The organism is Rhizobium leguminosarum (genome assembly GCF_002953715.1).
Taxonomy (GTDB): Bacteria; Pseudomonadota; Alphaproteobacteria; order Rhizobiales; family Rhizobiaceae; genus Rhizobium; species Rhizobium leguminosarum_V.
In genome coordinates this window covers 1842136-1866315 of sequence record NZ_CP025012.1, presented here as the reverse complement: position 1 = coordinate 1866315, position 24180 = coordinate 1842136, and the positions used below count along the sequence as shown (strand labels likewise).

The following is a 24180-nucleotide window of genomic DNA, read 5'->3' as shown; positions in this document are numbered from 1 at the left end:
TTTGCCCAGCTCCGGCTAGAGCGCCGCGCGTCTTTTCAGACACGTAAAGGACGTTAGGCGCCGGGCGGTTAAACGGCGGATGAATGGCGCGTTCAAGACCGTTTCAGACAGGATCTGCTTAATTCCGATCATCAAAGCCGCCGATGCCATTCCGGCATCCGGCGCTCCCCGAAAGACCAGGTCCATGCTGATCGTGCTCGTTGCACTTGCCGTCGTTTCCTCCCTCGCCGCCGAGATGGCCTATGGCTATTTCGCCGATCGATACGAGATGAGCTGGGTGCGGCCGGAGCTTGCCGAGCATGCGGCGATCGTGCGCGCCCAGGGCCGGCTGCGCGAAAAACGAGCTTCGAATCTGAATGCCAGATGAACGAGACATTCAAGGTCGCTTCAGATCGCCATTGGTAAACACCCGATCAACATCCGGCGGAACCATTTACAGACGGATGCGTTCATTCAACCGATACATAGAGCGGCGCGGAAGGATTAAAAATGCCCGGCAAGATTACGATGATTAACGTGCTCTGGATGGTAATGGTCACGGGCATGCTGACCGCAACTGTCGCTCTCTATGATCAGAAGGTTGATACGTCCAAGGTTTATGGACCCTATGCTTCGGCCCGGACGGCCGTACTGGGCCAGTACTGAGGGGCGAGAACGCAACTCCCCAGGAAAGGAATGCCTATGTTCACGATCTTGACAGTGCTCACCGCCCTCATCAGCGTGATGTTCATCGTGTCTGTGGCCTCGACGATTTCTGCGCTCCGGCGTGAAGGCGAAGAGGTGAAGGCTCTGAACGAAAAACATAGAGCGTTCTGACATTCCTTTCTTACCACCCTCTTCCCACCCTTGAGCGGCACCCTTCGGTCGCCGGGGCTATTCAAAGCCGGATGCATCCAGCCTCCGGCTTTTTTCTTTGGGCGTGATCTCAATCCATTTCGGATTTGAGAAGAAAAGGGCGGCCTGAAAAGAAAAGGGCGGCTCGAAGCCGCCCCGTTCATTTGATCACTCTTCGACAGGCCCGGTCGGATCACCATCGGCAATCGGCGCCTCGTCGCCACCTTCATCGGCAGCACCTTCATCAGTAGCAGGCGCGCCTTCGGCAACGTCGACAGCCTCCTCCGTCTCATCCTCCTCCGGCTCGCTGATGCGCTCCACCGAGACGACCTTCTCATCCTTGGCCGTCGAGAAGATGGTAACGCCCTTGGTGGCGCGGCTGGCGATGCGGATGCCGCCGACCGGCACACGGATCAACTGGCCGCCATCGGAGACCAGCATGATCTGGTCGCCGTCATCGACAGGGAAGGCCGCGACCAGTTCGCCGATCTCGCCAGTCTTCGACGTGTCGGTGGCGCGGATGCCCTTGCCGCCGCGGCCGGAGATGCGGAAGTCGTAGGAGGACGAACGCTTGCCGAAGCCCTTTTCGGAAACGGTGAGGACGAACTGCTCCAGCAGCTTCAGCTCCTCGTAACGCTCGTCACTCAGCTGTCCCTCTTCGGTGACTTCCTCGCCGACCAGCGCGATCTCCTCGGCCTCGCCCGTCGTCAGGCGCCTGTCGTTGGCGGCGCGCTTCAGATAGGCAGCACGTTCCCAAGGTTCGGCGTTGACATGGCGCACGATGGTCATCGAGATGATGCGGTCGCCGCCGGCAAGCGTGATGCCGCGCACGCCGATCGAGTTGCGGCCGGCAAAGACCCGGACGTCGTCGACGGAGAAGCGGATGCACTGGCCGAGCGCGGTCGTCAGCAACACGTCGTCATCTTCGGTGCAGGTCTCGACAGAGAGGATTTCGTCGCCCTCCTCCTCGAGCTTCATGGCGATCTTGCCGTTGCGGTTGACCTGGACGAAGTCCGACAGCTTGTTGCGGCGAACCGTGCCGCGCGTCGTCGAGAACATGACGTCGAGATTGTCCCAGCTCGTCTCGTCCTCGGGTAATGGCAGGATCGTGGTGATGCGCTCGCCGGGTGCGAGCGGCAGCATGTTGATCAGCGCCTTGCCGCGCGAGGTCGGCGTGCCGATCGGCAGGCGCCAGACCTTCTCCTTGTAGACGATGCCACGCGAGGAGAAGAACAGCACTGGCGTATGGGTATTGACGACGAATAGCCGGCTAACGAAATCTTCGTCGCGCGTGGTCATGCCGGAGCGACCTTTGCCACCACGGCGCTGGGCGCGGTAAGTGGTGAGTGGCACGCGCTTGATATAACCGAGATGCGAGACGGTGACGACCATGTCCTCGCGGGCGATCAGGTCCTCGTCGTCCATTTCGAGGCCGCCATCGACGATCTCGGTGCGGCGCGGCGTGCCGAACTCGTCCCGGACGGCGAGAAGTTCGTCCTTGACGATGGTCTGGATGCGGACGCGCGAGGAGAGAATATCGAGGTAATCCTTGATTTCCTCGCCGATCTTGTTGAGTTCGTCGCCGATTTCGTCGCGGCCAAGGGCCGTCAGGCGGGCGAGGCGCAGTTCGAGGATGGCGCGCGCCTGCTCTTCCGACAGATTGTAGGTCAGGTCGTCATTGATGCGATGGCGCGGATCGTCAATCAGACGGATCAGGCTTTCGACATCTGCCGCCGGCCAGCGGCGGGTCATCAGCTCTTCGCGGGCCGACTGCGGATCGGGCGCCTGGCGGATGACGCGGATGACCTCGTCGATATTGGCGACGGCAATGGCGAGACCGACCAACACGTGGGCGCGGTCACGCGCCTTGCGCAGCAGGAATTTCGTTCTCCGGCTAACGACTTCTTCGCGGAACGAGACGAAAGCGCGCAGCATGTCGAGCAGCGTCAGCTGTTCGGGCTTGCCGCCGTTCAGCGCCACCATGTTGCAGCCGAAGGACGTCTGCAGCGGCGTATAGCGATAAAGCTGGTTGAGGATGACCTCGGCATTGGCATCGCGCTTCAGTTCGACGACGACGCGATACCCCTGGCGGTCGGATTCGTCGCGCAGATCGGAGATGCCTTCGATGCGCTTGTCGCGCACCAGCTCGGCCATCTTCTCGATCATCGTCGCCTTGTTCACCTGATAGGGAATCTCGGTGATGATGATCTGCTCGCGGTCACCGCGCATCGGCTCGATGGCAGCGACGCCGCGCATGATGACGGAGCCGCGGCCGGTCTCATAAGCCGAGCGGATGCCGGCACGGCCGAGGATCTTCGCGCCCGTCGGGAAATCGGGGCCGGGAATGATCTGGATCAGTTCCGGCAGCTCGATTGCCGGATCGTCGATCAGTGCGATGCAGCCGTCGATGACTTCGGAGAGATTGTGCGGCGGGATGTTGGTCGCCATGCCGACGGCGATGCCGCCGGCGCCGTTGACGAGCAGGTTCGGGAACTTGGCGGGCACCACGACCGGCTCGGAGAGCGTGCCGTCGTAGTTGTCGCGGAAATCGACGGTTTCCTTGTCGAGATCGTCGAGCAGCGAATGGGCAGCCTTTTCGAGGCGGCATTCGGTATAACGTTCGGCCGCCGGCGGATCACCATCGACCGAGCCGAAATTGCCCTGGCCGTCGATCAGCGGCAGCCGCAGCGACCAGGGCTGCGCCATGCGGGCGAGCGCATCATAGATCGCGGAATTGCCGTGCGGATGGAATTTACCCATCACGTCACCGGTGACGCGGGCGCATTTGACGTATTTCTTGTTCCAGTCGATGCCAAGCTCGGACATGCCGTAGAGGATGCGCCGGTGCACGGGCTTGAGGCCGTCGCGCACGTCGGGCAGCGCGCGGCTGACGATGACGCTCATGGCGTAATCGAGATACGACCGCTGCATTTCCTCCATGATGGAGATGGGCTCGATGCCTGGCGGGAGCTTCCCGCCGCCGGGGGGTGTTTGCTCAGTCAAAACAGATCACGATCTCTTCTAGAATCACTTGAAGATTTATAGCGGAAAGCCTGTTCCCGCGCCAATTTCACAGCGCGTTTTGAACAGGCTTTTGCGGCTTAAAGACGGTAAAACATGCAAGTTGCGCGGCCGGACCGGACAAATCCGCCGCGGGCCGCCGCGGGATATTTGCCAAATCGGAATCCCCGCTTCACAATCATAAAAACCACGCACTCATATGGGGTTCCGGAGAGCCGATGGCAAGCGCCGACCAATTGATCAACGCCTTCACGACGCTGCTCGTCACCATCGATCCGCCGGGGCTCGCACCGATCTTTCTGGGCCTGACGACAGGCATGAGCCGCAGTGAGCGCACGCAGGTGGCGCTGCGTGGCTCGACCATCGCCTTCATCATCCTCGCCGTCTTCGCGCTGTTCGGCGCCGGCGTGCTCAGCGTGCTCGGGATTTCGATCGGCGCCTTCCGCATCGCCGGCGGGCTGCTGCTCTTCTGGATCGCCTTCGAGATGGTTTTCGAGAAGCGCCAGGACCGCAAGGAGAAGGCCACCGAGGTGGCGATCACCAAGGATCATATCGAGAATATCGCCGTCTTTCCCCTCGCCTTGCCGCTGATCGCCGGCCCGGGCGCGATCTCGGCGACGATCCTGCTTGCCGGCACGCTGGCGACATCCGTCGGAAAGGCGCAACTGATTGGCGTCCTTGCCGCCAATCTGTTGCTGACCTTCCTCATGCTGCTCGTCGCTGAACGGCTGGACCGTTTCCTCGGCGTCACCGGCCGGGCGATCCTCACACGGCTTCTCGGCGTCATCCTCGCCGCCCTCGCCGCACAATTCGTCGTCGACGGCGCGAAATCGGCGCTCAATCTCATCAGCGCGACGCCGCATTGAAAAAACTTGAGCGCCCTCCAATCTAAGCTTCGAGAAGTGCGAACGCCTCATCCGGTGTTTCAGGAACCTGCTTCATAGCCAAAGCGCGCACGATAGCTCTCGTCAACTCGCGAAAAATATCTATCGACGAACCTATGTCCGAATGTGCCATGCGATCAAAAGAGAGAATTCCAAAACTGGGTAATGCACCCTCACTAAGATCCTCTATCCCCTTGAAAAGGCCCGGAATGTATTCCGCGGCAAATCCGGTAAGCACTTTGTCGTAACTTGGAGCAAGTGATAGGGACCAACTCTCTCCTTTGGTACGTTCAATTGGGACATTCACCTGCAGACCTTGCGTTTTAATGGACTGATCCAGGGTGACTGACAGCAGACCATATACAGTTAGGCCTCCAACCGGCCGAGCTATTTCCGCTGCAACGCTCTTCCGATGAGGAGTGCCTTCTCCGCTGACAAAAACTTTACTCTCCCACAGATGGCATCGAGTTGAATCCATCGACGGCGGGGCCTGGTCCAACCAAAGTCGGAGGCGCGTACCGGAAGGTTTCTTAAAGATGTGGCAGCTCATTCAGAAATTCCCCAAAATGGTGCGAAATCATTCAGGCGGATGCGGTCTGAATCATCTGCCGCGAAATCAAAGAAAAAGAGCATGACGCCATCCAAGGCATCATGCTCTCTCATGTCTTTCACAAAGCCAGGAAAGGCTGCCGATCAGAACGGGATATCGTCGTCGAGATCCCGCGAGAAGTTGCCGCCGCCGCCACCGCCGCGGCTCGGCGATGAGGAGGGTGCCGGGGCACCGTAATCGTCGCCATAATCGTTGCCGCCAGCGGCACTGCCACGGCCGCCGCTCGCGCCGCCGCCTTCACCGCGGCCGTCGAGCATCGTCAGCGTCGAACCGAAGCCCTGCAGCACCACCTCCGTGCTGTAGCGATCCTGGCCCTGCTGGTCCTGCCACTTGCGGGTCTGCAGCTGGCCTTCGATATAGAGCTTGGCGCCCTTCTTCACATATTGCTCGACGACCTTGCAGAGACCTTCGTTGAAGACGACGACAGTGTGCCATTCGGTCTTCTCACGGCGCTCGCCGGAATTGCGATCGCGCCACGTCTCCGAGGTCGCGATACGAAGATTGGCGATCGGCCGGCCATCCTGAGTGCGGCGGATTTCGGGGTCTGCACCGACGTTTCCAACCAGAATTACCTTATTCACGCTTCCAGCCATACTTCTCACCCTGCCTGCCGCCCTGCCCGGCGGCGTTTAATCGATCGGCGCACCTTAAACCATCACGGACCGCCGATGCGCATGGGCGGCATTTAATCCACATGTTTATCCATCAGAAAGCCGCATGCATTCATCAGGAATTTTGTTCTTTATTTGTTCTAGTTTATCCGTATGATCCTGTCAACAGAATCGAAAACCTTGAGCCCTTGCGGATATTCAGCCTCGACTCGCCCGTCGGCATCACTAAATAAGGGCTGTCATCCAGAAAACCAAAGCAGAGACGATGAGCGAACTGAAGACGATCTCCATCCGCGGCGCGCGCGAGCATAATCTCAAGAGCATCGATCTCGATCTGCCGCGTAACAAGCTGATCGTCATGACCGGGCTGTCGGGTTCCGGCAAATCCTCGCTCGCCTTCGACACGATCTATGCCGAGGGCCAGCGGCGCTATGTCGAGAGCCTATCGGCCTATGCCCGGCAATTCCTCGAAATGATGCAGAAGCCCGACGTCGACCAGATCGACGGCCTGTCACCGGCGATCTCGATCGAGCAGAAGACCACCTCGCGCAACCCGCGCTCGACGGTCGGCACCGTGACCGAGATCTACGACTATATGCGCCTGCTCTTTGCCCGCGTCGGCGTTCCCTATTCGCCGGCGACCGGCCTGCCGATCGAGAGCCAGACCGTCAGCCAGATGGTCGACCGCATCCTCGATTTCGGCGAGGGCACCCGTCTTTATATTCTCGCGCCGCTCGTGCGCGGGCGCAAGGGCGAATACAAGAAGGAACTGGCGGAGCTGATGAAGAAAGGCTTCCAGCGCGTCAAGGTCGACGGCCAGTTCTACGAGATCGCCGAGGCGCCGGTGCTCGACAAGAAATACAAGCACGACATCGACGTGGTGGTCGACCGTATCGTCGTGCGCTCGGATGTCTCGGCGCGGCTGGCGGACAGTCTGGAGACCTGCCTAAAGCTCGCCGACGGGCTGGCGGTCGCCGAATTCGCCGACAAGCCGCTGCCGCCGGAAGAGACCTCGGCCGGCGGCTCGGCCAACAAGTCGCTGAACGAGACGCATGAACGCGTGCTGTTTTCGGAGAAATTCGCCTGCCCGGTCTCCGGCTTCACCATTCCCGAGATCGAACCCAGGCTGTTCTCCTTCAACAACCCCTTCGGCGCCTGCCCGACCTGCGACGGCCTCGGCGCCCAGCAGAAGATCGATCCGGATCTGATCGTGCCCGAGCCGGAGCGGACGCTGCGCGACGGGGCGATCGCGCCCTGGGCCAAGTCGACCTCGCCCTACTACAACCAGACGCTGGAAGCGCTCGGCAAACATTACGGCTTCAAGCTCGGCACCCGCTGGAACGATCTTTCCGACGAGGCCAAGGACGTCATCCTCAACGGCACCAACGACAAGATCGAGTTCCATTATGCCGACGGCGCCCGCTCCTATACGACCCAGAAGAATTTCGAGGGCATCATCACCAATCTCGAGCGGCGCTGGAAAGAGACCGATTCCGCCTGGGCGCGCGAGGACATCGAGCGCTTCATGTCGGCGGCCCCCTGCCCGGCCTGCAACGGCTTCCGCCTGAAGCCAGAGGCGCTTGCGGTGAAGATCGACACGCTGCATATCGGCGAAGTGACTGGTATGTCGATCCGCGTCGCCCGTGACTGGTTCGAGACACTGCCGGCAAGCTTCAATGCCAAGCAGAACGAGATCGCCGTGCGCATCCTCAAGGAGATCCGTGACCGGCTGCGCTTCCTCAACGATGTCGGCCTGGAATATCTCAGCCTTTCGCGCAATTCCGGCACACTGTCGGGCGGCGAGAGCCAGCGCATCCGGCTTGCCTCGCAGATCGGCTCAGGGCTGACGGGCGTGCTTTACGTGCTCGACGAACCGTCGATCGGCCTGCATCAGCGCGACAATGCCCGGCTGCTCGACACGCTGAAGCACCTGCGCGACATCGGCAACACCGTCATCGTCGTCGAACATGACGAGGATGCGATCCTGTCGGCCGACGACGTCGTCGATATCGGCCCGGCGGCCGGCATTCACGGCGGAGAGGTCATCGCCCATGGTACGCCGCAGGACATCATGGACAGTCCGAACTCGCTGACCGGCAAATATCTCTCCGGCGAACTCGGCGTTCCCGTTCCCGACGAGCGCCGCAAGCCGAAGAAGGGCCGCGAGATCAAGGTGGTCGGGGCGCGCGGCAACAATCTGAAGAACGTCACGGCGTCGATCCCGCTCGGTGTGTTCACGGCGGTGACCGGCGTTTCCGGCGGCGGCAAATCCACCTTCCTGATCGAGACGCTCTATAAATCGGCAGCACGCCGCGTCATGGGCGCGCGTGAAAACCCGGCCGATCACGATCGCATCGACGGCTTCGAGCATATCGACAAGGTGATCGACATCGACCAGTCGCCGATCGGCCGCACGCCGCGCTCGAACCCGGCGACCTATACCGGCGCCTTCACGCCGATCCGCGACTGGTTCGCCGGTCTGCCGGAGGCGAAGGCACGCGGCTATCAGCCGGGCCGCTTCTCCTTCAACGTCAAGGGCGGACGCTGCGAGGCCTGCCAGGGCGATGGTGTCATCAAGATCGAGATGCACTTCCTGCCCGATGTCTACGTCACCTGCGACGTCTGCCACGGCAAGCGCTATAACAGAGAGACGCTCGATGTCACCTTCAAGCAGAAGTCGATTGCCGAGGTGCTCGACATGACGGTGGAGGAAGGCGTCGATTTCTTCGCGGCCGTGCCTGCCGTGCGCGACAAGCTGCAATCGCTGAAGGATGTCGGTCTCGGTTATATCAAGGTCGGCCAGCAGGCGAATACGCTCTCGGGCGGCGAGGCGCAGCGCGTCAAGCTTGCCAAGGAGCTGTCGAAACGCTCGACGGGGCGCACGCTCTACATTCTCGATGAACCCACGACCGGCCTGCATTTCCACGACGTCGCCAAGCTGCTCGAAATGCTGCACGAACTGGTCAATCAGGGTAACTCGGTGGTGGTGATCGAGCACAATCTCGAAGTCATCAAGACGGCCGACTGGGTGCTCGATTTCGGCCCCGAAGGCGGCGACGGCGGCGGTGAGATCGTCGCAACCGGTACGCCGGAAGCGATCGTCAAGGAAAAGCGGTCCTATACCGGACAGTTCCTGAAGGAATTGCTGGAACGGCGGCCGGCGAAGAAGGCGGTTGCGGCAGAATGACGATGAGGCCAGCGTCGCCCGATGATCTGGAAACGATCGCGACGCTGACGTCAGCCGCTTATCGGCCCTATAGCGAACTGTTCGGCGCTCCGCCGATGCCGGTGACGGAGGATTACACGCCGCGGATCGAACGCGGCGAGGTCTGGCTCTGCGAGATCGGCGGGCAAACGGCTGGCCTGGTGGTCGTCGAGCAGCATTCCGATCACCTCATGCTGTTCAGCATCGCGGTCTCGCCGGCGTTTCAGGGTGCCGGGCATGGACTGGCGATGCTGCGCTGGCTGGAGGGCAAGGCACGGGAATGGGCCGTGCCGGAGATCCGGCTCTACACGAATGCGCGGATGGAGCGGAATATCGCGCTCTACAGCGCCTTCGGGTTTCAGGAAACGGGTCGCCGGCCGAACCCTTATCGGCCAGGATGGACGCTCGTCGACATGACGAAAGAGATCAATGCGGCCTGAGCGGCTGCAAATGGGGAGGACGACATGACGAAATCCGGCACTATCCGCACCGGCATCGGCGGCTGGACCTTCGAGCCCTGGCGCGGGCATTTCTTTCCCGAGAGCCTGAAACAGAAGGACGAGCTGAATTATGCCAGCCGCCAGCTGAAGGTCATCGAGGTCAACGGCACCTATTACAGCACGCAGAAGCCTGCGGTCTTCGCCAAATGGGCGGCTGACGTGCCCGACGGTTTCATCTTTTCGCTGAAGGCGACGCGTTTCGTCACCAATCGGCGGGTGCTTGGCGAAGCCGGTGAATCGATGGAGCGGTTTCTGTCATCGGGCATTAGCGAACTCGGCGATCATCTAGGGCCGCTGCTCTGGCAGTTCGCGCCGACGAAGAGGTTCGATGCAGACGATTTCGAAGCCTTCCTGAAGCTGCTGCCGGCAAAACAGGACGGGCTGACGCTGCGCCACGTGGTCGAGGTACGGCACGATTCCTTCAAGGTGCCGGAGTTCGTGGCGCTGCTTTCGAAATACGGCGTGGCTCCTGTTTGCGCTGAACATTTCGAATATCCGATGATCGCCGACGTGACGGCCGATTTCGTCTATATCAGGCTGCAGAAGGGCTCGGACGATATTCCGACCTGCTACCCGGAAAAGGACCTGAAGGCCTGGGCAGGCCGGCTGGAAACCTGGGCCGAGGGCAAGGTTCCTGATGATCTGCCGCTGATCGATGGAGATCGCAAGGTGAAGACCGAGCCACGCGACGTCTTCGCTTTCATGATCCATGAGGGCAAGGTCAATGCGCCGCACGGGGCGATCGCCCTGCAGCAGGCGCTGGCGAAATAGGCGAGGCATCGTGACATTGTGGGTATCACATCGTCGGTCACGCATTCCATGAGGCTGGATATGACGCCTTGCTCGTCGATGGACTCTGGCTTTATTTTTTCCCGTCCGCCAGCGCCTCTTTCCGCCGGCGCGGCAGGAGCGATTTGAGGTACCGCCATATCGGCGAGACTGCGTAGCCTGTGACCGGAATTGCGATCAAGCCGGCGACGATACCGACGATGCCCGCGCCTGCGGCCTCGACGACCCAGCGCAGCACCGATGCCAGAACGGGAACTGCATGCGCCGTCGCCTCACCGGCATCATGGATCAGATGCGCAAGGCCGCTGATGCCATAGGCTTCGAGGCCATGAACGATGATGCCGCCGCCGACCCAGATCATGGCGGCAGTTCCGACGATGCCGAGCACTTTCAGAAAATAAGGCATGCCTGTGACAAGCCCCTTCCCGATCGAACGCAAGAAGGCGCCCATCGGAGATGGCGTCCGCACACGCGCCAGCATCAGACCCAGATCATCGGCCTTCACGATAAGCGCCACGCCGCCATAGACCATGATCGTGATCCCCAGTCCAACGACGGCAAGGATGAGGGCCTGCGTGAACATGCTGCCTGACGGCACCGCGGCGAGCGTAATCGCCATGATTTCGGCCGACAGGATGAAATCCGTCTTGATTGCGCCGGCAACCTTCTCGTCTTCCATCGATTTGGCATCGAGGCTTGTCGTCTCGAGTGACGATTCATGGGCATGGGCTGCATGCGGCAGCACCAGTTCGTAGACTTTTTCCACCCCCTCGTAGCAGAGATAAAGCCCGCCGATCATCAGCAACGGCGTGATCGCCTGCGGTGCGACAAGGCTCAGGATCAGTGCTGCCGGAAGCAGGATCAGAAGCTTGTTCTTCAGCGAGCCGAGCGTGATCTTGCCGATGATCGGCAATTCGCGTGCTGCCGAAAATCCGGTGACGTAGCGGGGCGTGACTGCGGCATCATCAATGACGACGCCAGCCGCTTTCGCGCCTGCTTTGGCAGCCTGGCCAGCAATATCGTCGAGCGACGCCGCAGCCACCTTGGCCAATGCCGCGATATCATCAAGAAGGGCGATCAGGCCAATACTCATTCGAGCCTCCGTTGAGAAGACAGACTTACGCAGCAAAAAACGGAAAGCCCGTCAACGAGACGTGGCATACTCCGCCGGGAAGATGCACGCAAGGACAGCGACGACAATGGCCGTTCTTCAGCCGGCATCGGGGTCAACCCGCCCTCGTCCAACGGAGGACAGACCTGCCCGTTCCCGTTTCTGCGAAACTGCGACAGAACACTCTGGCCGCATTTACAATTGTAAAACAACCCAGCCTGCGCCACGGCCACACATGTCGGGTGACGATGCGGACTACTTCTGCGTTCGAGGTGCAGGAGGCCAGCGGCGGGCAGATCCGTCAGATGGCCGGATCCGCGACGTCCGCGCTCATCAATCCCGGCCCGTGCGGAGGCGCTAGCGCATCGGCCCGAAATCGGAATCGATTGCCGGAAAGCACGATGCGAGGATTGAAAGAGTTGGAGCGTCCTTCGTGCGTCCGTAAGGACGCACGGCGCTCTAAAGCGGCAATACTTCGGCCGCAAGCTCCTCTGCCGTCAGCCCCTTGCCGGCGCGTTGACCTGCCTCGCCATGCAGCCAGACGCCGGCAGCCGCGGCCTCGAAGGCCGGCAGGCCCTGGGCGAGCAATCCACCAATGATACCGGCAAGCACGTCGCCGGAACCGGCGGTGGCAAGCCAGACGGGAGCGTTGGTATTGATGAGCGCACGACCGTCTGGCGCGGCGATGACGGTATCGGCGCCTTTGTAGATAATCGCGGCATTGGCGCGGCGGGCGGCGGCCAAGGCCTTGTCCACCTTGCCGAGCGCGTCGTCGCCGCCGATATCGGGAAAGAGCCGCGCGAATTCGCCTTCGTGCGGCGTCAGCACCAGACGCGGCTCACCCCGGAAAAGATCAAACAGCTGTTGTGGATCGTCCTTGAACGAGGAGATGCCGTCGGCATCGAGCACCAGATGGCGATCGGCAAGGGCCGAGACGAAGCCGCGCGCCCTGGCGCCGATGCCGAAACCGGGGCCGAGGACGAAGGTCTGCAGCCGCTTGTCGGAGAGCCAGTCGCCGAGGTCGACCTCGTCGTCGATGGCATGCAGCATGACGGCGGTGAGATGCGCAGCATTGGCGGCCGTCGCCGCGCGGGGGGATGCGATCGTCACCAGGCCGGCGCCGGCCTTCAGGCCCGAGATCGCCGACATGCGCGCAGCACCCGTCTTGTCGGCCTCGCCTGAGAAGACGACCAGATGACCGCGCTTGTATTTGTGGGTTTCCAGCTGCTCGGCCGGCAATACGCGCTTCCAGGCATCCGGTGTGTTCTCGGCGATGACACCGCCCGCCTCAGCCCTGATGATACGGGCGGGGATACCGATGTCGAAGACCTCCAATTCACCGCAAAGCTCCCTGCCCGGCATCAGCAGATGGCCGGGCTTACGGGTCATGAAGGTGATGGTGTCGCGGGCCCGGAAGGCAGCACCCAGCACCTTGCCGGTACGACCATCGAGGCCGGAGGGCAGATCGATGGCGAGCACGGGAATAGCGGCCTCGGTGACGCGGCCGATCAGCGCGCGCACATCGGCCGGCACCTCGCGGCCAAGCCCCGCCCCGAACAGGCCATCGATGACGATGTCGCCGGTTTCGGGCCGATAGAGGTCGAGGTTTTGCCCCTGGAGTACGCAACCGGCTTGGGCACGGGCGGCATCGCCCTTCAGCCTGGAGGGATCGCCGAGGTGAAAGAGCGCCACCCTCGCCCCGCTCTCCTGCAGATGACGCGCTGCGACATAGGCGTCGCCGCCATTGTTGCCGGGTCCGCAGAAGACGACGAAGCGCAACGCTCCGGGATGAAGGCGCAGAGCCGCGGCCGCGGCCGCGGCACCTGCCCTCTCCATCAGGCCGAAGGAGTCGATGCCGGATGCGGCCGCAGCCGTATCGACGGCGGCCATTTCGGCAGGCGTGAGAAGAAGGTCGGACAGATGTTTGATCATCACCCTATTCAATCAAAAAACGCCTAAAAAACAACCGCCTGAAATACCAAAGATGAGGACGCAATTTAAGCATTTGCCTATATTTTCATCGCCTTGAGATGTGTATTCGCAGTTGCGAAAATACCTGACTTTTTCTGTTTCGGATGTGATTTTGATCAGAGACAATGTTTTTTCACCTGTTCTGCCCCCAAAACGACATGGAATTCCCTGCAAACGCGCCGGTTTTGACAGAATCGACGTCTTTTTTCGATAAGATGGATTTCAAACTGGCACGATATCTGCATCATATCCCGCGAGCGGGAAAATTCCTGCCATAACAAGAGAAGCGGAGAGACATTTTCTCATGAAAAAGATCGAAGCGATCATTAAGCCTTTCAAGCTGGACGAAGTGAAGGAAGCCCTTCAGGAAGTTGGCCTGCAGGGTATCACGGTCACGGAAGCCAAGGGTTTCGGCCGTCAGAAGGGCCACACGGAACTCTACCGCGGAGCTGAATACGTCGTCGATTTCCTGCCGAAGGTCAAAGTCGAGGTCGTACTGGCCGACGAGAACGCGGAGGCCGTCATCGATGCGATCCGCAAGGCGGCGCAGACTGGCCGCATCGGCGACGGAAAGATCTTCGTCTCCAATATCGAAGAGGTTATCCGCATCCGCACCGGCGAGACCGGCATCGATGCCATCTGACCACTTTGCCAATCGCGCAAAGTCCGTTACCGTCATCGCCGACCTACACCGTCATCGCAAATCGGAGGAAACTCATTAATGGCGACCGCAAGCGAAATTCTGAAGCAGATCAAGGAGAACGACGTAAAGTTCGTCGATCTGCGTTTCACCGACCCGAAGGGCAAGCTGCAGCATGTGACGATGGACGTGGTCTGCGTCGACGAAGACATGTTCGCTGACGGCGTGATGTTCGACGGCTCCTCGATCGGCGGCTGGAAGGCCATCAACGAGTCCGACATGGTGCTGATGCCCGACACCGAAACGGTGCATATGGACCCGTTCTTCGCCCAGTCGACCATGGTCATCGTCTGCGATATCCTCGATCCGGTCTCCGGCGAGGCCTATAACCGCGATCCGCGCGGCACCGCCAAGAAGGCCGAAGCCTATCTCAAGGCATCCGGCATCGGCGATACGGTCTTCGTCGGCCCGGAAGCCGAATTCTTCGTCTTCGACGACGTCAAGTACAAGGCCGATCCTTACAATACCGGCTTCAAGCTCGATTCGACCGAATTGCCGTCGAATGACGACACCGATTACGAGACCGGGAACCTCGGCCATCGCCCGCGCGTCAAGGGCGGCTATTTCCCGGTTCCCCCGGTCGACAGCGCCCAGGACATGCGTTCGGAAATGCTGACGGTGCTCTCCGAAATGGGCGTCGTCGTCGAAAAGCATCACCATGAAGTCGCTGCCGCCCAGCACGAACTCGGCATCAAGTTCGATACGCTGGTGCGCAACGCCGACAAGATGCAGATCTACAAATATGTCGTGCACCAGGTTGCCAACGCCTATGGCAAGACGGCGACCTTCATGCCGAAGCCGATCTTCGGCGACAACGGCTCGGGCATGCATGTGCACCAGTCGATCTGGAAGGGCGGTAAGCCGACCTTTGCCGGCGACGAATATGCTGGCCTCTCCGAGAGCTGCCTGTTCTATATCGGCGGCATCATCAAGCATGCCAAGGCGATCAACGCCTTCACCAATCCGTCGACGAACTCCTACAAGCGTCTCGTCCCAGGTTACGAAGCCCCTGTGCTGCTTGCCTATTCGGCCCGCAACCGCTCGGCTTCCTGCCGCATTCCGTTCGGCTCCAACCCGAAGGCCAAGCGCGTCGAAGTCCGCTTCCCGGATCCGACCGCCAACCCCTACCTCGCCTTTGCCGCCATGCTGATGGCCGGCCTCGACGGCATCAAGAACAAGATCCATCCCGGCAAGGCCATGGACAAGGATCTCTACGACCTGCCGCCGAAGGAATTGAAGAAGATCCCGACCGTCTGCGGCTCACTGCGCGAAGCGCTCGAAAGCCTCGACAAGGACCGCAAGTTCCTGACAGCCGGCGGCGTCTTCGACGACGATCAGATCGATGCCTTCATCGAACTGAAGATGGCTGAGGTGATGCGTTTCGAAATGACGCCGCACCCGGTCGAATACGACATGTACTATTCGGCCTGATCGGGCTCTAAACACAGAAAGTCCCGGCCCGCCGGGGCTTTCGCCTCCCAGGTCATGGACGGCAAATGGCGAGGATATGGCGTTCATGTGACGAACGGCGCGCAAAATCTTGATTTGCGCGGCACCAATCACCAAATTTGGTGATGAAAGGAAGTCGTACCATGAAAGAAAGAGTAGCAAAGTTCAGTATCGGCGAAGTGGTTCGGCACAAGGTTTTTCCGTTTCGCGGCGTCATCTTCGACGTTGATCCTGAGTTCGCGAATACGGAGGAATGGTGGAATTCCATTCCGGCCGAGGTGCGCCCGAGCAGAGACCAGCCCTTCTATCACCTGCTCGCCGAAAATGACGAAAGCGAATATGTCGCCTATGTCTCCGAGCAGAACCTGATGAACGACGAAAGCGGCACGCCGCTTCGCAACCCGCAGATCTACCAGATTTTCGATCAGGCCCCGTCAGGGCAGTTCAAACCCAAGATGAGCTTCGCCCACTAACTCAATCACGCCGATCGTTGAATCAGGGCCTCGCTTCTCCCGGCGAGGCCTTTTTTTGCGCAACAAAAAACCCGGCGCAAGGCCGGGTTTCTGTTTAGAGATGATGGCAGGATTACTGCGCCTTGGCTGCCTTCTGGGCGTCTTCCAGCTTCTTGCGAGCTTCCTCGGCCTTCTTCTGCATGCTGTCCTGCAGGCTGCGCTGGCTTTCAGCGAGCTTGGATTCGGAAACCGGTTCGCCGTCATAAGCACCGGTGAAGCCTTCAAGCGAAATCTTGATCGGGTTCGGAGCGCGGCGGAAGTTGATCGAGGTGAAGATTACGTCGCTGCCCTTCTTGAGGCTGGCGATCATCGCGTCGGTCAATGGAATTTCGGCGGTGCACTTGTCCGGCAGGCAGACAGCGTAGTCGAGTTTCTGGCCCTTGCCGCCGTCGATCTGCATGATGACGCCGGGAGGAACAAGGCGTGCCGTGGGAACCGAGACCTGCAGGAGCTTGCGGTTGATCTTGCCGGAAACCGAGATCAGGCCGACGGCCGTAACGAGCTGGCCGCCATTGGCGAGGATCAGGTTCTGGACAACACAGATGTCGTTGTCTTCCTGCTTGCTGCAGGTCTTGTACCAGCCGAGCTTCGGCGCTCCTGCGGCCTGTGCCGGGGCATCGGCCGGAGCCTGCGCCGCCGCATCCTGTGCGAAGGAGGAGACCGGAGCCGAAGCGCCGAACACCACCGCCAGAACGGACAGTGCTGCCCGCATTTTCTTTTCAGACTTGAACATCATAACGAATTCCGTCTCCTGATATCCGTTCGGGGCAGCGTCTTGCCGCCCCAACCATCGGGTCGTTCGGCACTCCACCTCTTAAAAAAATAAGGCAAATGCATGACCCCGAAACTTCGGGTTCACCTGTTACATCGCAGCGTTCAAGATATCCAGCATTTCTTTGGCAATTTGAGGTGCATTTCGTCGCGATGCCAAAGAAATCGCCGCTCCGTGTTGGAATCGATCGACCCCATGATAATCTCCGCGGTGAATCATGCCCGTTTTCACGGATCAAGGATTGCCGAATGCTCCGGATCGTCGTCCCCCTCGTCCTCTCGCTGCTGTGCGGCACTGTCGCCGCCGAGCCGCTGCATGGCATCGCGATGCACGGCGAGCCAGCTTTGCCGCCGGACTACAAACACTTCCCTTACGTCAATCCCGACGTGAAAAAGGGCGGCAAGATCACCTACGGCGTCGTCGGCACCTTCGACAGCCTCAATCCGTTCATCCTGAAGAGCATGCGCACGACGGCGCGCGGCATGTGGGATCCGGACTACGGCAATCTCGTCTACGAATCGCTGATGCAGCGTTCCAGGGACGAGCCCTTCACGCTCTACGGCCTGCTCGCCGAAACGGTCGAATGGGACGACGACCGGAGCTTCATTCAGTTCAACCTCAATCCGAAGGCGAAATGGGCCGATGGCCAGCCGGTGACGCCCGAGGATGTGATGTTCACCTTCGAGCTGATGCGCGACAAGGGTCGTGTGCCCTTCGCCAACCGCCTCAACGTCGTCGCCAAGATGGAGAAGGTCGGCGAGCGCAGTGTGCGTTTCACCTTCAACGAGAAGGCCGACCGGGAGACGCCGCTGATCTTCGGCTTATTCCCGGTGCTGCCGAAACATGCGATCGATCCGGTAACCTTCGACCGTTCGTCGCTGACGCCGCCGGTCGGCTCCGGTCCCTACAAGGTGAAGACGGTGAAGCCCGGCGAGAGCATCACCTATGAGCGCGATCCGAACTACTGGGGCAAGGACATTCCCGCCAAGGTCGGCACCGACAATTACGACCAGATCACCGTCCAGTATTTCCTGCAGGATACGACGCTGTTCGAGGCCTTCAAGAAGGGCGATGTCGACATCTATCCCGACGGCAATCCCGGTCATTGGGCCAATGCCTATAATTTCCCCGCCGTCACCTCGGGGGCTGTGGTCAAGGACGTGTTCACACCAAAACTGCCAAGCGGCATGCTCGGCTTCGTGTTCAACACGCGCCGGCCGATCTTTGCCGATCCCAAGGTGCGCGAAGGCCTGTCGCTGGTGTTCGATTTCGAATGGGCGAACAAGAATCTCTATTCCGGCGCCTACAAACGCACCCAGAGCTTCTGGCAGAATTCCGAGCTGTCGAGTTTCGGGGTTCCCGCCAATGCGGCCGAGCTTGCCCTGCTCGGGCCGATCAAGGACAAAATTGCGCCGGAGATTCTCGACGGCACCTACAAGCTGCCGGTCACTGACGGCTCCGGCCGCGACCGTAATGTGCTGAAGCAGGCCGTCGAGCAACTGAAACTGGGCGGCTATACGATCCAGGGCGGCAAGATGCTCGATGGCTCCGGCCGCCAACTCGCCTTCGAGATCATGACGCAGAATGCCGACCAGGAGAAGCTCGCCGTCGCCTATCAGCGTTCGCTGCAGACCATCGGCATCGCCGCTTCGATCCGCACGGTCGACGATTCGCAGTATCAGAGCCGGACGAACAGCTTCGACTACGACATGATCATGAAGTCCTACACGTCCTCCCTATCGCCTGGAAACGAACAGCTCGGCCGCTGGTCTTCAGCCGCGAAGACCCGCGAGGGCAGCGACAGCTTCGCAGGCGCCGCCGACCCCGATCTCGATGCCTTGATCGATCACCTGCTCAGGGCGCGCTCGGCTGAGGATTTCACCGCGGCGGTGCGCTCCTACGACCGGCTGCTGCTTTCCAGCCATTACGTGCTGCCGCTCTATCATATGGGTCAGCAATGGGTGGCGCGCAGCAAACGCATCGGCCATCCCGACACCGTGCCGCTCTACGGCTACCAGCTGCCGCTATGGTGGGATACGAGCGCCCAATAAGAAGCAGCCGGACCGCCCCGGCTTGAATGTCTCCCTTGGGAGACGCACAGATAAGGAAAATCCTCATGGAGCGTATCACCATCGACGTCGTCTCGGATGTCGTCTGCCCCTGGTGCTATCTCGGCAAGGCGCGGCTGGAGCTCGCCATCGCCGAGGTGCAAGACGAGATCGGCGTCGACATCAACTGGCGGCCGTACCGGCTCAATCCCGACTATCCCAAGGAAGGCGTCGACCAGAAGAAGGCGCTGGCTGAGAAGCTCGGCGGCGAGGAGCGCGTGGCGCAGGCGCACAAGATGCTCACTGATTACGGCCGCGAAGTCGGCATCGCCTTCAATTTCGAGGCGATCAAGATCGGCCCGAACACGCTCGACGCCCATCGACTGATCCACTGGGCGATGATCGAAGGCCGCGAGAAGCAGGACAGGGTCGTTGCCGCCCTGTTCAAGGCGAATTTCGAGGAAGGCCGCAATGTCGGCGACCACACCGTGCTGCTCGATATCGCCGAAAAGGCCGGCCTCGACCGTTCGGTCATCGCCTCGCTGCTTGCCTCCGATGCCGATCGCGATCTGATCGTCGCCGAGATCAAGGCAGCGCAGGAGATGGGCGTCAACGGCGTGCCATTCTTCATCTTCGATCAGCAATATGCCGTCAGCGGCGCCCAGATGCCTGACGTGTTGGCAAACGCGTTGCGCGACATCGCCAAGGCGAAGGCCGAGGCGCGATCAGGCCTCAACTGACGTCGACGGCCCCAGCTTCAACCCAGAACCGGAACGCAGCGCACCTCGGTTTTCACCGAATTGGCGATGAAGCATTCTTCATGCGCGCGATGATGCAGAGCTTCGAGTTCGCTCAAGGAGGGCTGCTTTTCGCCGCTGAAAACGACATGCGGTCTCAGCGTCACGACGGTCATGGCAAGGCGGCCTTCGGCATTCTTCTCCATGATGCCCTCGGCGGCATCGGTGTACCTGTCGACGCAAAAGCGCTGTTTCGCTGCGATCGACAGGAACCAGAGCATGTGGCAGCTGGACAGCGAGGCGACGAAGGCCTCTTCCGGATCGACGGCATCCTCGGCCGAATAGGGCAGCGGAACGACATGCGAGGACGAGGATGCCTTCACCTCGATGCCGCCGTCGAAGGTCCAGCGGTGGGCACGGCTGTAGCGATTGTCGGTGAAAGTTTCGCCGTTGCGCTGCCAGGCGATCGTTGCGCCGTATGTTCCCATCTCTATCTCCCTTTTCCACGCAATTCCGGACGCAAAACCGCGGCACAGTTTTGCTGGAATTGCTCTATTTCGCGAGTTCCGCCAATTGCGTCATGATAACAGCAGCGCCCTGCAGGCGTTTTTCCGGCGTCGGCAGGTCGCGGGTCAGGAACAGGCTGTGATCGGGGCGGATCTTCGCCATCGTACCCTGCTTGCCGATATAACCGACGAGGTTTGCCGGGTTGGGGAATTCCTTGTTGCGGAACTGCACGACGACGCCCTTCGGGCCGGCATCGAGCTTTTCGACATTGGCGGTGCGGCAGAGTGATTTGATATAGACGATCTTCAGCAGGTGCTGGACTTCGATCGGCATCGGCCCGAAGCGGTCGATCATCTCGGCGCCAAAGCCGTCGATTTCCTTGAGCTCGGTGATTTCGCCGAGGCGGCGGTAGAGCGCCATACGCAGATGCAGGTCGGGCACGTAGCCTTCCGGGATCATCACCGTCGTACCGACCGATATCTGCGGCGACCAGCCGGTGTCGTGGATCTCGTCGACACCCTTGACCTCGGCAACCGCCTCTTCCAGCATCTGCTGGTAGAGCTCGAAGCCGACCTCCTTGATATGGCCGGACTGCTCCTCGCCGAGCAGATTGCCGGCGCCGCGAATATCGAGGTCGTGGCTTGCCAGCTGGAAGCCGGCGCCAAGCGTATCCAGCGACTGCAGCACCTTGAGACGGCGTTCGGCGGTGGCCGTCAGCACCTTGTTGACCGGCAGGGTGAAGAGCGCGAAGGCGCGCACCTTCGAGCGACCGACGCGGCCGCGCAGCTGATAGAGCTGCGCAAGGCCGAACATATCGGCGCGGTGAACGATCAGCGTGTTGGCTGTAGGCACGTCGAGACCGGATTCGACGATGGTGGTCGACAATAGCACGTCGTAGCGGCCTTCATAAAAGGCGTTCATGATGTCTTCGAGTTCGCCGGCCGGCATCTGGCCATGGGCGATGGCGACCTTCAACTCCGGCACATCCGATTGCAGGAAGGCATGCACGTCCTCGAGGTCGGCAAGCCTGGGGCAGACATAGAAGCTCTGGCCGCCGCGATAATGCTCGCGCATCAGCGTCTCGCGGATGACCAGGCTGTCGAAGGGCGAGATGAAGGTGCGCACCGCCATGCGGTCGACCGGCGGCGTGGTGATCAGCGATAGTTCGCGCACGCCGGTCATGGCAAGCTGCAGCGTGCGCGGGATCGGCGTTGCCGACAGCGTCAGCACGTGCACGTCGCTCTTCAGCTCCTTCAGCCGCTCCTTGTGCTTGACGCCGAAATGCTGCTCCTCGTCGATGACGAGCAGGCCGAGATTGGCGAATTTGATGCCGGCGCCAAGCAGCGCATGGGTGCCGACGACGATATCGGTCTTGCCTTCCGCCACCTCCTTCTTGGTCAGCGCCAGCTCCTTGGCACCGACGAGGCGCGAGGCCTGCTGGATGCGCACCGGCAGACCGCGGAAACGCTCGGAAAAGGTCTTGAAATGCTGGCGGGAAAGCAGCGTCGTCGGCACGACGACGGCGACCTGGGCGCCGTTCATCGCCGCGACGAAAGCGGCGCGCAGCGCCACTTCGGTCTTGCCGAAACCGACGTCGCCGCAGACGAGGCGATCCATCGGCCGGCCAGCGCCGAGATCGGAGCGCACCGCCTCAATGGCGTTATCCTGGTCCTCGGTCTCGTCATAGGGGAAGCGGGCGGCGAATTCGTCGTAAAGGCCTTCAGGCGTCGTCAGCATCGGCGCATGGCGCGTCAGGCGCTCGGCGGCGATGCGGATCAGCGCATCGGCCATGTCGAGCAGGCGCTTCTTGAGCTTGGCCTTGCGCATCTGCCAGGCGCCGCCACCGAGCTTGTCGAGCTGGGCTTCGGTGCCCTCGCCGCCATAGCGCGAAAGCAGATCGATGTTCTCGACCGGCAGGAACAGCTTGGCCTCGTCGGCATATTGCAGTTCGAGGCAGGCATGCGGAGCACCAGCGGCCTCGATGGTCCTCAGCCCTATAAAGCGGCCGATGCCGTGTTCGGCGTGGACGACGATCGAGCCTTCGTCGAGGCCCCCAACTTCCGAGATGAAATCGGCTGCGCGCTTGCGGCGCTTGGAACGGCGGACCATGCGGTCGCCGAGGATGTCCTGCTCGCCGATGACGACGAGGTCGCCGGCCTCGAAGCCGGCTTCGAGACTGAGCACGGCGGCCGCCGCCTCGCCTCTCGCCAGCGAACCGACATCCTTCAGCGCCTCGATCGGCTTGACCTTTTCCAGGCCGTGTTCGTTCAGCACCTGCAGCAGGCGTTCCAGCGAACCTTCGGTCCAGGCGGTGACCAGCACTTTGGCGCCGGCGGCGCGGCGGTCGGCAATATGCTTGACGACGACGTCGAAGATGTTGATGCGTTCGGCATCGCCGCCGCCCTCAGCATTCGAACGGGCCCAGCGCTGGCCCTGGCGGGCGTCGACATTGACGACCCGCCGCGCCTCGCCCTCATGCTCGTTGAAGGGGCTGATGCGGATCGCACCCAGCGCGTCGAGGGTTTTGACGAAAAGCTTGCTGTCGAGATAGAGCTGGCCCGGCGTCACCGGCTTGTAGGGCGTGCCCTGTGTCATCCCCTTGGCCGGCTGGCCGGAATTCAGGCGGGCGTCGTAATAGTCGAAAACGAGCTTGGAGCGCTCTTCGGCTGCCTCACGCACCGTATGGTCGATGACGATCCGAAAGCCGCTCAAATAGTCGAAGACGGTATCGAGCTTCTCGTAGAAAAGCGGCAGCCAGTGCTCCATGCCGGGGTAACGGCGGCCTTCGGAGACGGCAAGATAGAGCGCGTCGTCGCGTGTGGTCGCGCCGAAAGCGGAGAGGTAATTCTTGCGGAAGCGGCTGATCGTATCCGGGGTCAGCGTCACTTCGCTCATCGGGTTAAGATCGAGGGAGCGCACCTGCCCGGTCGTGCGCTGGCTGGCGGGATCGAAGCTGCGGATGCTCTCCAGCGTATCACCGAAGAAATCGAGGCGGACCGGCTCTTCCGAACCGGGCACGAAGACGTCGAGAATCCCGCCGCGCACAGCATATTCGCCGACCTCGCGAACGGTCGCGACGCGCTCGAAGCCATTGCGTTCCAGACGACCGGCGAGATCGTCCATGCGCAGCTGGTTGCCTGGACGGGCCGAAAAAGTCAGGCTTTCGATGATATCCTGCGGCGCCACCTTCTGCAGCATGGCATTGGCGGTGACGAGCACAATTGCCGCATGCGGCTTCTTGCGATGGGCGATGAGGCCGCCGAGTGCGGCAAGCCGGCGGGCCGAGGTGTCGGCGCTTGGCGAGACGCGGTCATAGGGCAGACAATCCCAGGCCGGCAGGGTGAGAACCGGAATGTCGGGGGCGACAAAGCCCAGCATCTGTTCGAGATCGGCCATGCGATGGCCGTCGGACATGACATAGGCGACCGGCTCTCCCGTTCGGGCGAGCTCGGCGAGCAGCAGCGTCTCAAGACCTGCCGGCACATTGCCGATCGTCAGCGGCTCGGCAATGGCCGCAAGCTTCTTCGCATCGAAACCAGGGATCATTCCGGCGTCCTGAGGGGCTTGTCGAAATCGGGCTTATAGGCGGCGATGCGGGCAAACATCGGTGTCTTGAAACGCTCAGGCACCGGCCATGTTCCCATGATCCAGCGGACGAGATCATTGTCCTCTTCCGCCATGATCGTCTCGAACTCATCGAGTTCGGCTTCCGACAGAGTCGCGACCTCGGCTTCGGCGAACTGGCCGAAGACCAGATCCATCTCGCGGATGCCGCGATGCCAGCAGCGGAAAAGGATTCTGCGGCGGCGCGGGTCGAGACCGGCACTCGTGAGCGTGACACCTGTCATGGCATTACCTTCCTGTTGATGCGCCTCTATAGACCCTGGAAAGCGGCTTGTCAGCCTTGCCAAGGCCGCAT

The 24180-nt window shown here is 61.1% G+C and carries 21 protein-coding genes; 12 read left to right on the top strand and 9 right to left on the bottom strand.

Going from position 1 to position 24180, the window contains the following annotated elements; all coding sequences use genetic code 11:
- The first annotated feature begins 79 nt into the window (after positions 1–79).
- The 3 genes from CUJ84_RS09540 to CUJ84_RS39175 all read left to right on the top strand — a co-directional run bounded on the left by CUJ84_RS09540 (position 80) and on the right by CUJ84_RS39175 (position 816).
- Complete coding sequence (locus tag CUJ84_RS09540; RefSeq protein WP_105005995.1) at positions 80–367, top strand: hypothetical protein; 288 nt, start codon at positions 80–82, stop codon at positions 365–367.
- Positions 368–489: 122 nt separating this feature from the next.
- Positions 490–645, top strand: coding sequence for a hypothetical protein (locus CUJ84_RS38290; RefSeq protein ID WP_003539654.1), 156 nt, complete (start codon positions 490–492; stop codon positions 643–645).
- Between the two features lie 36 nt (positions 646–681).
- Positions 682–816: a hypothetical protein gene (locus tag CUJ84_RS39175; RefSeq protein ID WP_018445350.1), complete on the top strand. Its 135-nt coding sequence runs from the start codon at positions 682–684 to the stop codon at positions 814–816.
- 186 nt (positions 817–1002) lie between these two features.
- Here CUJ84_RS39175 and gyrA read toward each other — a convergent pair whose 3' ends face one another.
- A complete protein-coding gene (gyrA, locus tag CUJ84_RS09535; protein ID WP_105005994.1) occupies positions 1003–3837 on the bottom strand; it encodes a DNA gyrase subunit A in 2835 nt (944 codons plus the stop codon).
- Between the two features lie 236 nt (positions 3838–4073).
- On the opposite strand from gyrA, the gene CUJ84_RS09530 reads away from it, so the two are divergent.
- Positions 4074–4721, top strand: a complete 648-nt coding sequence (locus CUJ84_RS09530) for a MarC family protein (protein WP_018242015.1) — start codon at positions 4074–4076, stop codon at positions 4719–4721.
- A gap of 22 nt (positions 4722–4743) precedes the next feature.
- On the opposite strand, the gene CUJ84_RS09525 is transcribed toward CUJ84_RS09530, so the two are convergent.
- Positions 4744–5289 carry a hypothetical protein gene (locus tag CUJ84_RS09525; RefSeq protein ID WP_105005993.1) on the bottom strand — a complete coding sequence of 182 codons (546 nt, stop codon included), beginning with the start codon at positions 5287–5289 and terminating at the stop codon, positions 4744–4746.
- Positions 5290–5432: 143 nt separating this feature from the next.
- On the bottom strand, positions 5433–5942 hold the full coding sequence (locus CUJ84_RS09520; RefSeq protein WP_018242013.1) for a single-stranded DNA-binding protein: 510 nt from the start codon (positions 5940–5942) through the stop codon (positions 5433–5435).
- Positions 5943–6225: 283 nt separating this feature from the next.
- Between CUJ84_RS09520 and uvrA the strand changes: the two genes are divergently transcribed.
- The 3 genes from uvrA to CUJ84_RS09505 are packed head-to-tail and all read left to right on the top strand — an operon-like array spanning position 6226 to position 10436.
- A complete protein-coding gene (gene uvrA, locus CUJ84_RS09515) occupies positions 6226–9147 on the top strand; it encodes an excinuclease ABC subunit UvrA (protein WP_105005992.1) in 2922 nt (973 codons plus the stop codon).
- On the top strand, positions 9144–9605 hold the full coding sequence (locus CUJ84_RS09510) for a GNAT family N-acetyltransferase (protein WP_105005991.1): 462 nt from the start codon (positions 9144–9146) through the stop codon (positions 9603–9605). Before uvrA ends, CUJ84_RS09510 begins: the two co-directional genes overlap by 4 nt.
- Positions 9606–9629: 24 nt before the next feature.
- Positions 9630–10436 (top strand): DUF72 domain-containing protein, encoded by an 807-nt coding sequence (locus CUJ84_RS09505; protein ID WP_105005990.1) that lies wholly within the window; start codon positions 9630–9632, stop codon positions 10434–10436.
- A gap of 91 nt (positions 10437–10527) precedes the next feature.
- Here the strand turns inward: CUJ84_RS09505 and CUJ84_RS09500 are convergent, their stop codons facing one another.
- Both CUJ84_RS09500 and CUJ84_RS09495 read right to left on the bottom strand, forming a co-directional pair.
- Entirely contained in the window at positions 10528–11547 is a 1020-nt protein-coding gene (locus tag CUJ84_RS09500) for a DUF808 domain-containing protein (RefSeq protein ID WP_105005989.1), read from the bottom strand.
- A 477-nt stretch (positions 11548–12024) separates the two neighbouring features.
- Entirely contained in the window at positions 12025–13497 is a 1473-nt protein-coding gene (locus tag CUJ84_RS09495; protein WP_105005988.1) for an NAD(P)H-hydrate dehydratase, read from the bottom strand.
- A gap of 343 nt (positions 13498–13840) precedes the next feature.
- Between CUJ84_RS09495 and CUJ84_RS09490 the strand changes: the two genes are divergently transcribed.
- The 3 genes from CUJ84_RS09490 (at position 13841) to hspQ (ending at position 16158) form a co-directional block, all read left to right on the top strand.
- Positions 13841–14179 (top strand): P-II family nitrogen regulator, encoded by a 339-nt coding sequence (locus CUJ84_RS09490; RefSeq protein ID WP_003579240.1) that lies wholly within the window; start codon positions 13841–13843, stop codon positions 14177–14179.
- Between the two features lie 78 nt (positions 14180–14257).
- Positions 14258–15667, top strand: a complete 1410-nt coding sequence (gene glnA, locus CUJ84_RS09485) for a type I glutamate--ammonia ligase (RefSeq protein WP_011651961.1) — start codon at positions 14258–14260, stop codon at positions 15665–15667.
- Positions 15668–15828: 161 nt separating this feature from the next.
- Positions 15829–16158 (top strand): heat shock protein HspQ, encoded by a 330-nt coding sequence (gene hspQ, locus CUJ84_RS09480; RefSeq protein ID WP_003539613.1) that lies wholly within the window; start codon positions 15829–15831, stop codon positions 16156–16158.
- Between the two features lie 112 nt (positions 16159–16270).
- On the opposite strand, the gene CUJ84_RS09475 is transcribed toward hspQ, so the two are convergent.
- Positions 16271–16933 (bottom strand): invasion associated locus B family protein, encoded by a 663-nt coding sequence (locus CUJ84_RS09475; RefSeq protein ID WP_017994059.1) that lies wholly within the window; start codon positions 16931–16933, stop codon positions 16271–16273.
- Between the two features lie 284 nt (positions 16934–17217).
- On the opposite strand from CUJ84_RS09475, the gene CUJ84_RS09470 reads away from it, so the two are divergent.
- Positions 17218–19020 carry an extracellular solute-binding protein gene (locus tag CUJ84_RS09470; protein WP_105005987.1) on the top strand — a complete coding sequence of 601 codons (1803 nt, stop codon included), beginning with the start codon at positions 17218–17220 and terminating at the stop codon, positions 19018–19020.
- A gap of 65 nt (positions 19021–19085) precedes the next feature.
- On the top strand, positions 19086–19757 hold the full coding sequence (locus CUJ84_RS09465; protein ID WP_105005986.1) for a DsbA family oxidoreductase: 672 nt from the start codon (positions 19086–19088) through the stop codon (positions 19755–19757).
- 17 nt (positions 19758–19774) lie between these two features.
- Here the strand turns inward: CUJ84_RS09465 and CUJ84_RS09460 are convergent, their stop codons facing one another.
- The 3 genes from CUJ84_RS09460 to CUJ84_RS09450 all read right to left on the bottom strand — a co-directional run bounded on the left by CUJ84_RS09460 (position 19775) and on the right by CUJ84_RS09450 (position 24109).
- On the bottom strand, positions 19775–20242 hold the full coding sequence (locus tag CUJ84_RS09460) for an OsmC family protein (protein WP_105005985.1): 468 nt from the start codon (positions 20240–20242) through the stop codon (positions 19775–19777).
- A gap of 64 nt (positions 20243–20306) precedes the next feature.
- Entirely contained in the window at positions 20307–23807 is a 3501-nt protein-coding gene (gene mfd, locus CUJ84_RS09455; RefSeq protein WP_105005984.1) for a transcription-repair coupling factor, read from the bottom strand.
- Positions 23804–24109: a succinate dehydrogenase assembly factor 2 gene (locus CUJ84_RS09450; RefSeq protein WP_024321973.1), complete on the bottom strand. Its 306-nt coding sequence runs from the start codon at positions 24107–24109 to the stop codon at positions 23804–23806. The genes mfd and CUJ84_RS09450 overlap by 4 nt, the downstream gene beginning before the upstream one ends.
- Between the last annotated feature and the right edge of the window lie 71 nt (positions 24110–24180).

Bases quoted from the DNA above. Each gene is read 5' to 3' on its own strand.
- CUJ84_RS09540 (WP_105005995.1), top strand. From the start codon at position 80: ATGAATGGCGCGTTCAAGACCGTTTCAGACAGGATCTGCTTAATTCCG.
- CUJ84_RS38290 (WP_003539654.1), top strand. From the start codon at position 490: ATGCCCGGCAAGATTACGATGATTAACGTGCTCTGGATGGTAATGGTC.
- CUJ84_RS39175 (WP_018445350.1), top strand. From the start codon at position 682: ATGTTCACGATCTTGACAGTGCTCACCGCCCTCATCAGCGTGATGTTC.
- CUJ84_RS09530 (WP_018242015.1), top strand. From the start codon at position 4,074: ATGGCAAGCGCCGACCAATTGATCAACGCCTTCACGACGCTGCTCGTC.
- CUJ84_RS09525 (WP_105005993.1), bottom strand. From the start codon at position 5,289: ATGAGCTGCCACATCTTTAAGAAACCTTCCGGTACGCGCCTCCGACTT.
- CUJ84_RS09520 (WP_018242013.1), bottom strand. From the start codon at position 5,942: ATGGCTGGAAGCGTGAATAAGGTAATTCTGGTTGGAAACGTCGGTGCA.
- uvrA (WP_105005992.1), top strand. From the start codon at position 6,226: ATGAGCGAACTGAAGACGATCTCCATCCGCGGCGCGCGCGAGCATAAT.
- CUJ84_RS09510 (WP_105005991.1), top strand. From the start codon at position 9,144: ATGACGATGAGGCCAGCGTCGCCCGATGATCTGGAAACGATCGCGACG.
- CUJ84_RS09505 (WP_105005990.1), top strand. From the start codon at position 9,630: ATGACGAAATCCGGCACTATCCGCACCGGCATCGGCGGCTGGACCTTC.
- CUJ84_RS09500 (WP_105005989.1), bottom strand. From the start codon at position 11,547: ATGAGTATTGGCCTGATCGCCCTTCTTGATGATATCGCGGCATTGGCC.
- CUJ84_RS09495 (WP_105005988.1), bottom strand. From the start codon at position 13,497: ATGATCAAACATCTGTCCGACCTTCTTCTCACGCCTGCCGAAATGGCC.
- CUJ84_RS09490 (WP_003579240.1), top strand. From the start codon at position 13,841: ATGAAAAAGATCGAAGCGATCATTAAGCCTTTCAAGCTGGACGAAGTG.
- glnA (WP_011651961.1), top strand. From the start codon at position 14,258: ATGGCGACCGCAAGCGAAATTCTGAAGCAGATCAAGGAGAACGACGTA.
- hspQ (WP_003539613.1), top strand. From the start codon at position 15,829: ATGAAAGAAAGAGTAGCAAAGTTCAGTATCGGCGAAGTGGTTCGGCAC.
- CUJ84_RS09475 (WP_017994059.1), bottom strand. From the start codon at position 16,933: ATGATGTTCAAGTCTGAAAAGAAAATGCGGGCAGCACTGTCCGTTCTG.
- CUJ84_RS09470 (WP_105005987.1), top strand. From the start codon at position 17,218: ATGCTCCGGATCGTCGTCCCCCTCGTCCTCTCGCTGCTGTGCGGCACT.
- CUJ84_RS09465 (WP_105005986.1), top strand. From the start codon at position 19,086: ATGGAGCGTATCACCATCGACGTCGTCTCGGATGTCGTCTGCCCCTGG.
- CUJ84_RS09460 (WP_105005985.1), bottom strand. From the start codon at position 20,242: ATGGGAACATACGGCGCAACGATCGCCTGGCAGCGCAACGGCGAAACT.
- mfd (WP_105005984.1), bottom strand. From the start codon at position 23,807: ATGATCCCTGGTTTCGATGCGAAGAAGCTTGCGGCCATTGCCGAGCCG.
- CUJ84_RS09450 (WP_024321973.1), bottom strand. From the start codon at position 24,109: ATGACAGGTGTCACGCTCACGAGTGCCGGTCTCGACCCGCGCCGCCGC.